This window comes from Halomonas colorata, from assembly GCF_014897985.1.
Lineage (GTDB): Bacteria > Pseudomonadota > Gammaproteobacteria > Pseudomonadales > Halomonadaceae > Vreelandella > Vreelandella colorata.
Map to the genome: position 1 here is coordinate 37,434 of NZ_JABUZA010000038.1, position 8,741 is coordinate 46,174.

The following is an 8,741-nucleotide window of genomic DNA, read 5'->3' on the forward strand; positions in this document are numbered from 1 at the left end:
CTACCTCAACTGAAACTCTATGCGTTGTGTGGCGCGCCGTATCTGCTGGCTGCCCGCAAACTGCCATTGCGCAATCGCATCCTGCGCGGCATCTTCAAATACGCGCCGCGGCTGAGCATTGGTTACCCGAATGGAGGAGCGATCAACGCTGCCGTCACGCCGAATAATAAATTCCACCTCAACAAACCCTTCCATGCCTCGACGCTGTGCGCGTGAGGGGTACGTGGGGTTGACGCGGTTGGTGGGCGCTACCTGGCCTACACTCACCGGCTCATTAGACGGCGGTGCTTCAGCGACGGGCGCTGCTTCACGCGGCGCGGGCGCTTCGGTGGGCGTCGCGGCAGGTGCTGGTTCAGCTGGCGGCTCAGGCGTTGGCTCCGGTGCAGGGTCTGGCCGCGGCGTTGGCTCGGGCGTGGGCTCGGGGGTAATTTCCGCTAGCTCCGGCAGCTCATTATCCATTTCAACCGGCTCGAGGGGCACCTCGGGCAGCTCGACCTCAGGTAGCGTAATAGCGCTATCGGTTACCGGAGGAGGCTCAGGCGTTGGCATGGGGGGTGGCGCCTGCTGGGGAGCCGCCTGTGCAGGCTGAGGTGCAGGCGCCTCTTGCTCAGGCGCGACCTCAGGTGCTTCAACCATATTCATCGTCATGGTCATTATGGGCTGTTCGGGCTCACTTTCTGGCGGTGTTACTAATAGCGCCAGCAGCCAGAACAGCCCGACTGCCAACGTAATTCCCACAAGAAACGATACCGTATGACGTATCATGGCGCGCTCCGACTCGCCGCCACGGCCACCTGGTCAACGCCAGCCTCTTTCAAGCGGTCCATGACTTCAATCAACAGCCCCGTGGTGGACTCACGATCCGCCTGGATAACGGCAGACCCCTGCTCGGTCAACATTCCGGCCACTTCGCGCCCGACCTGATGGACATCCACGGGCTTGCCGTCCACCCAAACGGCGCCTTCAGGAGTAATGGCCACCAGCACCTGGGCTTCCGGACGCGGGCTTGCCGCACTCGATTCTGGGCGTTCAATCTCGATACCGCTTTCTTTAATAAAACTGGTCGTTACGATAAAGAAGATCAGCATAATGAACACCACGTCCAGCATGGGCGTCAGATTGACCTCATTGCTTTCTGCGTTTGCGTCCATTGAACGGCGTCTACGCATCATTCTCCTCCAAGGCACGTGCCAAGCGGTCATGTAACCGCTGGTCTTCGCGACGAATCACGTGCTCTAAACGACTAATAAACAATAGCCCCACCACTGCAATCGCCATACCGGTCAACGTGGGCAGCGTTGCACGCGCCACACCGTCGGCCATGGCGCGCGCCTGATGCGTGTCACTCATAGAGAGGCTATCAAAGACAGTAATCATGCCGGTGACGGTGCCCAACAGACCTAACAGCGGGCAGAGCGCCACCAGCAGTTTTAACCAGGGCAGCGGACGACGAAGCCTGGCAACCAGCGCTTCTGTCCATACGTGGCGCAGCGTACGCGCGCTCCAGCTGCGGTGGTCGCTGCGCGCAGTCCAGCGGCGAATCAACTGCCGACGGGCGGAGCGCCAGGTAATGCGGTAGTACCACCAGCGCTCTATCGCCATGCCAAACACCAGCACCGCGACCAACGCCAGCACGACCAGCACCGCACCACCGGCATCGACCAGCCGCTCTACCGGTTCAAGCCAGAGAGGTAGCGTGGGCATATCAATTCACCGCAGTGGCATGAACAGTAGATTGAGCTTCCAAATGATCTGCCAGGGTCGCGCTCGCCTCGCCCTCGATCACTTGGCTTAGATGACGGCTGCGGCTCGCCAGCGCCGTTTGCGCAAACAGCAAAGGCACCGCCGTAATCAGGCCTAGAACCGTGGTGACCAATGCCTGGCTAATCCCCCCAGCCATTAACTGCGGGTCGCCGGTACCAAACACGGTGATGGCCTGAAACGTTACGATCATGCCGGTGACCGTACCCAGCAGACCCAGCAGCGGCGCAATGGCGGCCAGCAGCTTAACAATCGGCTGGCCCCGTTCAATGCGCGGCAACTCTGCCAGCACCGCCTCATCCAGGCGCGCTTCCAATGCTTCAGGGGTCTGGTGTTTATCCATCTCCTTAAAGCGTAGCAACACGCGGCCTAGCGGATTATGCGTCTGCAGCTGGTCAAGCGACTGGCGCTGGCGGCGCACGCGAACGCTCTGCAGTACTAAATAGATATATTGAACCAGTGCTACCAGCAGACCCAACACTCCCAGCACTACAATCACGTAACCCACGTATCCGCCTTGCTGGAAACGCTCCCAGAGACTTGGACGCTGGGAAAGCGCCTGTAAGACGGGTCCCTGAGTGGGGTCGATCATGAACTCCCGACTGTCACCCTGATGGTAAGCCGCGAGAACATTCTGAATTTCAGCTGGCGTACGCGGCACTTCAGCCAAATGGTCATTATCACCATCCTGACGCAGCAGCGCGGTTTCGGTAAACGCGGCAAAATCGCCTAAACGCACCACGTCACGCGGCGCAATAGTGCCACTAGCATCGGCTACCGGCAGCTCCAAACGCTCAGCCTGGCCGGTTTTTGCCGTTAGTCTGGCTAAACTATCGACCACACCTTCCAGCTGGATACGCTCAAGCACTTCGGCATCATCCAAGCGAGGGGGCAGTACTTCTTCATGTAAGGTTAACCAGCTTTCTTCGCCTAGCGCGCTGCGCACTTCGGTGCTATGCCGGGCAAGGTTTGCAAGCAGCCCCGAAAGCGCTTCGCCCTGTTCATCTTGTCGCGCGGTTAATTCACTGGCCTGCTCAGACTGTTCGGCCTGCCGAGCTTGCAGCGCCTCACGCCGCTCTTCAGCCGACTGATGGGCCGCTCGGGCGTCTTCAAGCGCGGCGTTTAACGCTTGCTGGTCTTCCAGAAAGTTTTCCAAGCGCTCCTGGTCGCGCATTTCGGCGGCCTGACGCGCTTCACGCAGTGATGAAACGCTATCGCTTTGCGCCGAAGACACACCGCTGACAGCAAGAAGCCCCATCAGCAGGCAGGCGCCGCCCAGACGCTGAAGACGCTGGCTATTCAGGCTCATGGCTGACCTCCCTGTTGTTCTGAAAAGATTGTTCTGAAACGGTGATCGACAGCGGCAACCGCAGCAGATCCGGTGTGCGCTGGTCGGCCGCGATACGCAGACCGTTGCGCACTTCGCGTCGCGCGCGTTCATCCAAGGGCTGCCACTCGTTGCTCGCAGCGTCCCAAACGCCCCCTTCACGTGCATCAGGCGTCAGGTAATAAAAGCCGATACGGCCTACGCGCAAATAGTCCACTTCGCGCACGCTGCCTTCAGCGCTCTGCAAACGTCCGCGCCAGTTATCGATTTCACGCCCGTAGTCCAGCTCGGCTCGCCATGCTTCCAGCAAGCTATTGATGCGCTCAACCGTATCTTCGCCCTGCTGCCCTTCAGAAGTTGTCACTCGCGCCAAACGCTCATCGCGTAAAAACGGCAGGTCGCGCTCAATCCAGCGGGTTAGCTGTTCTTGCATATCCTGCTCGATCAAGGGTAGCGCGGCACGGGTCTCTTCGAGCGTATCCAGCGCGGTATTTAAACGCTGCTGGCGCTCGGCTTCCTCTGCCAGACGCACGCTTAACGAGGCGTTTGTGGCATCCATTTGGCGCGTTTCACGCTCCAAACGGCGCAGTTCTTCTAGCGCTTCTCGGGTTTCTTCATCGGCTGCGTCAATTTGCTGTTGCAGAGCCGCTTGGGTTTGCTGGGCTTCTACACTCTGGGCCGCCTGGCCCGCTGTTTCATCGCTTGCCATTAGCGTACCGCTGACTAGCACGCAGGCTAGGCAGCACCCACGCAAGACAAAGAAAGGCCTGTTCAGCACGTCGACTCTCCGTTACTGCCCAGCGGGCTTTAAAAATGGCCGCGCTAGAAACTAATTAGTTATAAGAACGATTTGCGTTTAAATTCTACGTGCCTAGCCTACCACTATCACAATAAATGACAATATTTATCATTCACATCAAGGCGCTTTTTGCTTTCTTTCGGATATAAAAAAGGGCGCCTACTGGCGCCCTGGTTATAATGCTGAATTAGCCACTTAGGCTTGGTACTTTTAAACGTTCAACATTACATAGTCTTTGGTTAGCGGAGCCAGAGGAAGCTCCCACGCCTGCTCACGGCTGACCCATATGGCTTCTGCTATTTCAGCCGCAGCCTCTACCGGCTCATCAATCACCAGCCCATAAAGCTGCGCTTCTATAGTCACGCCAGGCTCATTCGCCGCCGGTGCTGTTTGCACACCCAAAGAAAGCAGCCGATCTTCAGTGACCTGCAAACCTAGCTCTTCTTGAAGCTCACGGCATAGCGCCGCCAACGCGGTTTCGCCCGGGTCGATCTTGCCGCCCGGCTGCATAAAGAAAGCCGTGTCCTGTTTACGCACCAGCAGCAGGCGACCATCGGGATCACTCACAACGGCCGCTACAATTTTCATTACGCTGACTGTTGGCGTTACATCTGGCATGGCTCTTCCCTCTTTTTATACGTACCACTTACCACTTACCACTTACCACTTACCGTTTACTCTAACACTTATCGGGCTAGCGCTATTAGAATGCCCAGTCGTCATCTTCTGTGGCAATGGCTTTACCAATCACATACGAGGAGCCTGAGCCTGAGAAGAAGTCATGGTTTTCATTAGCACTGGGCGATAACGCCGCCATGATCGTCGGATCAACGTCGGTAACGCTGCTTGGGAACAGAGGCTCATAGCCCAGGTTCATCAGCGCCTTATTGGCGTTGTAGTGAAGAAACTTCTTCACATCTTCAGATAGGCCAACCTCGTCATACAGCGACTCGGTGTAGCGCACTTCGTTATCGTAAAGCTCAAGTAGCAGCTCGTACGCATAATCTTTGACTTCCTGCTGACGCGCGGGTGTCGCTTCCGCCAAAGCCTGCTGGAACTTATAGCCAATGTAGTAGCCGTGTACCGCTTCATCACGAATGATCAGGCGAATAAGATCGGCGGTGTTGGTCAGCTTGGCATGGCTTGACCAGTACATGGGCAGATAGAAGCCGGAGTAGAACAGGAACGACTCCAGGAACACGCTCGCCACTTTACGCATCAGCGGATCATCGGAGCGATAGCGCTCCAGAATCAGCTCTGACTTGGCCTGAAGCGTGGGGTTCTCTTCGCTCCAGCGGAAAGCGTCGTCCACATCACGCGTGGCACACAGCGTCGAGAAAATCGAGCTATACGAACGCGCATGCACCGATTCCATAAACGCGATATTGGTATATACCGCTTCTTCATGGGGGGTACGGGCATCTTCCATCAGCACCGGCGCACCAATGCTACTCTGAATGGTATCCAGCAGCGTCAATCCGGTAAACACGCGAATGGTCAGCTGTTTTTCCTGCTGAGTCAGCGTATTCCACGATTGAATATCGTTGGACAGCGGCACTTTTTCCGGCAGCCAAAAGTTGCTGGTCAGACGGTTCCACACTTCCAGATCCTTGTCATCCTGAAGGCGGTTCCAGTTAATCGCATTAACCCGCGATAAGCGTTGCGTGGTGGTCATGAATTACTCTCATCAAAAGCGCCGTATTATATACGGCGCGTAAAAACGGATATCAGATGCTGGCGCGAGCCCCAGGCACAAAGATTAAAGCGTGCAGGAAACGCAGCCTTCAATTTCCGTACCTTCCAGCGCGCTTTGGCGCAGGCGGATGTAATAAAGCGTTTTAATGCCTTTGCGCCAGGCGTAAATTTGCGCCTTGTTGATATCACGCGTTGTGGCGGTATCCGGGAAGAACAGGGTCAGTGAAAGCCCCTGGTCTACGTGCTTGGAAGCCTCGGCATAGGTGTCAATAATCTTCTCAGGACCAATTTCGTAGGCATCCTGGAAGTAATCGAAATTGGCCTCGTTCAAGAACGGCGCCGAATAATAAACACGCCCCAGCTTGCCCTCTTTACGAATTTCGATTCTGGCCGCTACCGGGTGGATACTGGAAGTCGAGTGATTGATATACGAAATCGAACCAGTCGGCGGCACTGCCTGCAAGTTGCGGTTGTAAAGCCCGTGTGCCATTACGGACGCTTTCAGCTCCTGCCAGTCCTGCTGAGTGGGTAGCGTAATATTGCTACGCTCAAACAGCCCACGGACTTTCTCGGTACGCGGCAGCCACTCTTGATCAACGTACTTATCAAAAAACTCGCCCGTTGCGTACGTGGAATCTGCAAAGCCTGCAAAGGTATCGTTATGCTCAACCGCCAGACGGTTGGACGCACGGATAGCGTAAAACGCAATGCAGTAGAAGTAGAGGTTGGTGAAGTCCAATCCTTCTTCAGAGCCGTAATAAATGTGCTCGCGCGCCAGGTAGCCGTGCAGGTTCATTTGACCAAGGCCGATCGCGCGGGATTTGGCGTTACCTTCAGCAATGGAAGGCACGCTTTTCAGGTTGCTCATTTCAGAAACAGCCGTTAACCCGCGAATCGCAATTTCAACGCTTTCGCCAATATTGCCGGCATCCATTACCTTGGCAATGTTCATTGAGCCTAGGTTGCAGGAAATGTCCTGACCCATTTGGCGATAGCCAAGGTCATCGTCATATTCTGTCGGCGTGTTCACCTGCAGAATTTCCGAGCATAGGTTACTCATATTGATACGCCCGGCAATCGGGTTCGCCCGGTTTACCGTATCTTCAAACATGATGTACGGATAGCCTGACTCGAACTGCAGCTCTGCCAGCGTCTGGAAGAACGCGCGCGCATTGATTTTCTGCTTACGAATACGCGCGTCCGCTACCATCTCGTGGTATTTCTCGGTGACGCTGATATCGCCAAACGGTACGCCGTAAACACGTTCGACATCATAGGGCGAGAACAGGTACATATCGTCGTTACGCTTGGCAAGCTCAAACGTAATATCCGGAATGGTGACGCCCAGCGACAGCGTTTTGATACGGATTTTTTCATCCGCGTTTTCACGCTTGGTATCCAGAAAACGCAGGATATCCGGGTGGTGCGCGTTGAGATATACCGCACCTGCACCCTGGCGAGCACCCAGCTGGTTGGCGTAGGAGAAAGCGTCTTCGAGCAGCTTCATGATCGGAATAATGCCCGACGACTGGTTCTCGATGCGCTTGATGGGCGCGCCAGCCTCACGAATATTGGTCAGCAGGAAGGCCACGCCTCCACCGCGCTTGGAGAGCTGCAGCGCTGAGTTAATCGAGCGGCCAATCGACTCCATGTTGTCTTCAATACGCAACAGAAAGCACGATACCAATTCACCGCGCTGCTGCTTACCGCAGTTAAGAAACGTTGGTGTCGCTGGCTGGAAGCGACCGCTGATCACTTCATCGACCAGGGATTTTGCCAGTGCTTCATCACCACGGGCCAGGGTCAGTGCCACCATGCAGACGCGGTCTTCATAGCGCTCAAGGTAACGCTTGCCGTCGAACGTTTTAAGCGTATAGCTGGTGTAGTACTTAAAGGCGCCTAGAAAGCTTGGGAACCGGAATTTGTAGGCATACGCCTGCTCAAAAAGCGCCTTAATAAAGGCGAAACTGTACTGGCCCAGCATTTCTGCTTCGTAATAGCCCTCTTCCATCAGATAGTCGAGTTTTTCTTCCAGCGAGTGGAAAAAGACCGTGTTCTGATTAACATGCTGCAAGAAATACTGACGCGCAGCTTCACGATCTTTATCCAGCTGTAATTCGCCGTTGGCACCGTACAAATTAAGCATCGCGTTGAGCGCGTGATAATCCAATGTACGCGCCTCGGAGGCTCCCGTAGCCGGCCGTTTTGATTCAGCCAAGTTTTTCGTGACTAGGTTTGTCGTTTCCAAAACTCTTCTACTCCTTTGCGGACCTTGGCGACGTCGTCGTCGGTGCCAAATAATTCAAATCTATATAACAATGGCACCTGACACTTCTCTGCAATGACGCGTCCAGCCAGGCCATACGCTTCGCCAAAATTAGTGTTTCCGGCAGCAATGACGCCGCAAATAAGGCGTCGATTCTGTTCATCGTTGAGAAAACGGATCACTTGCCCTGGCACTGCGCCTTTTGCTTCTCCGCCCCCATAGGTGGGCGTGATCAATATGTAAGGTGTAGTGACATGTAGCATCGGTTCATCACGCCCAAGCGGAAGCCGTTGAGCAGCCAGACCAAGTTTCTGTACAAAACGATGAGTGTTACCTGACTTGGTGGAAAAATAGACCAGGCTGCCAGCCATTGGTGATTCAGCGGCGGCGTCCACCAACATAAATATTTACGCCAATGCTTGAATACGATCAGGACGGAAGCCTGACCAGTGGTCATCGCCTGCTACCACAACAGGAAGCTGACGGTAGCCAAGGGCTTCTACTTCTTGTTGGGCACCCGACTCAGCCGTAATATCGATAACGGTATACTCTAAACCGTGCTTATCCAGAGCGCGATACGTGGCGGTGCACTGAACACAAGCAGGCTTGCTATAAATCTGGATTGCCATGGTCATTTTTCCTTTTCATAGCGGTATTTTTCAGGTAGAGCAGCGTTAGTGCTTCACCCTCTCTAAAGACAGCACGCATACTATATATAGACCATGAGAAAATCAATTCAAGCATATATGGTATTTTTTCATCCACAGGTTATTGACAGCTCATACCCAGCATCCCCTTTAGAAATAAAAAAAACCGCCCCACGAAGGAGTATATAGTGAACTTTATGTACTTCACTGAGTGAGTGAGTGAGTGCCCCATGAGCAGCGCCTTTT

Annotated in this window: 10 protein-coding genes; all 10 read right to left on the minus strand. The window is 54.8% G+C overall.

The features are described from left to right. On the minus strand, nucleotides 1-765 hold the full coding sequence (locus INT33_RS16380) for an energy transducer TonB (protein ID WP_192538870.1): 765 nt from the start codon (nucleotides 763-765) through the stop codon (nucleotides 1-3). After that, on the minus strand, nucleotides 762-1,169 hold the full coding sequence (locus tag INT33_RS16385) for an ExbD/TolR family protein (protein ID WP_192538869.1): 408 nt from the start codon (nucleotides 1,167-1,169) through the stop codon (nucleotides 762-764). Before INT33_RS16385 ends, INT33_RS16380 begins: the two co-directional genes overlap by 4 nt. Continuing rightward, a complete protein-coding gene (locus tag INT33_RS16390; RefSeq protein WP_018915829.1) occupies nucleotides 1,162-1,704 on the minus strand; it encodes a MotA/TolQ/ExbB proton channel family protein in 543 nt (180 codons plus the stop codon). The genes INT33_RS16385 and INT33_RS16390 overlap by 8 nt, the downstream gene beginning before the upstream one ends. 1 nt (nucleotide 1,705) lies before the next feature. Continuing rightward, nucleotides 1,706-3,070 carry a MotA/TolQ/ExbB proton channel family protein gene (locus INT33_RS16395; protein WP_193092436.1) on the minus strand — a complete coding sequence of 455 codons (1,365 nt, stop codon included), beginning with the start codon at nucleotides 3,068-3,070 and terminating at the stop codon, nucleotides 1,706-1,708. Further along, on the minus strand, nucleotides 3,057-3,866 hold the full coding sequence (locus INT33_RS16400; protein ID WP_193092437.1) for a DUF3450 domain-containing protein: 810 nt from the start codon (nucleotides 3,864-3,866) through the stop codon (nucleotides 3,057-3,059). Before INT33_RS16400 ends, INT33_RS16395 begins: the two co-directional genes overlap by 14 nt. A gap of 231 nt (nucleotides 3,867-4,097) precedes the next feature. Beyond that, on the minus strand, nucleotides 4,098-4,505 hold the full coding sequence (locus tag INT33_RS16405) for an NUDIX hydrolase (RefSeq protein ID WP_192538866.1): 408 nt from the start codon (nucleotides 4,503-4,505) through the stop codon (nucleotides 4,098-4,100). An 85-nt stretch (nucleotides 4,506-4,590) separates the two neighbouring features. Then, nucleotides 4,591-5,562 (minus strand): class 1b ribonucleoside-diphosphate reductase subunit beta, encoded by a 972-nt coding sequence (nrdF, locus tag INT33_RS16410; protein WP_193092438.1) that lies wholly within the window; start codon nucleotides 5,560-5,562, stop codon nucleotides 4,591-4,593. A gap of 84 nt (nucleotides 5,563-5,646) precedes the next feature. Continuing rightward, complete coding sequence (gene nrdE, locus INT33_RS16415; protein WP_456065746.1) at nucleotides 5,647-7,830, minus strand: class 1b ribonucleoside-diphosphate reductase subunit alpha; 2,184 nt, start codon at nucleotides 7,828-7,830, stop codon at nucleotides 5,647-5,649. After that, the gene (nrdI, locus tag INT33_RS16420) at nucleotides 7,812-8,249 is read right to left on the minus strand and encodes a class Ib ribonucleoside-diphosphate reductase assembly flavoprotein NrdI (RefSeq protein ID WP_193092439.1); all 438 of its coding nucleotides are present in this window, start codon (nucleotides 8,247-8,249) and stop codon (nucleotides 7,812-7,814) included. Before nrdI ends, nrdE begins: the two co-directional genes overlap by 19 nt. 6 nt (nucleotides 8,250-8,255) lie before the next feature. Continuing rightward, complete coding sequence (gene nrdH / locus INT33_RS16425; RefSeq protein ID WP_018915822.1) at nucleotides 8,256-8,477, minus strand: glutaredoxin-like protein NrdH; 222 nt, start codon at nucleotides 8,475-8,477, stop codon at nucleotides 8,256-8,258. Nucleotides 8,478-8,741 lie beyond the last annotated feature (264 nt).

Coding starts and splice junctions, on each gene's coding strand:
- INT33_RS16380 (WP_192538870.1), bottom strand. CDS start 765: ATGATACGTCATACGGTATCGTTTCTTGTGGGAATTACGTTGGCAGTC.
- nrdH (WP_018915822.1), bottom strand. CDS start 8,477: ATGGCAATCCAGATTTATAGCAAGCCTGCTTGTGTTCAGTGCACCGCC.
- nrdI (WP_193092439.1), bottom strand. CDS start 8,249: ATGTTGGTGGACGCCGCCGCTGAATCACCAATGGCTGGCAGCCTGGTC.
- INT33_RS16405 (WP_192538866.1), bottom strand. CDS start 4,505: ATGCCAGATGTAACGCCAACAGTCAGCGTAATGAAAATTGTAGCGGCC.
- INT33_RS16395 (WP_193092436.1), bottom strand. CDS start 3,070: ATGAGCCTGAATAGCCAGCGTCTTCAGCGTCTGGGCGGCGCCTGCCTG.
- INT33_RS16390 (WP_018915829.1), bottom strand. CDS start 1,704: ATGCCCACGCTACCTCTCTGGCTTGAACCGGTAGAGCGGCTGGTCGAT.
- nrdF (WP_193092438.1), bottom strand. CDS start 5,562: ATGACCACCACGCAACGCTTATCGCGGGTTAATGCGATTAACTGGAAC.
- INT33_RS16385 (WP_192538869.1), bottom strand. CDS start 1,169: ATGCGTAGACGCCGTTCAATGGACGCAAACGCAGAAAGCAATGAGGTC.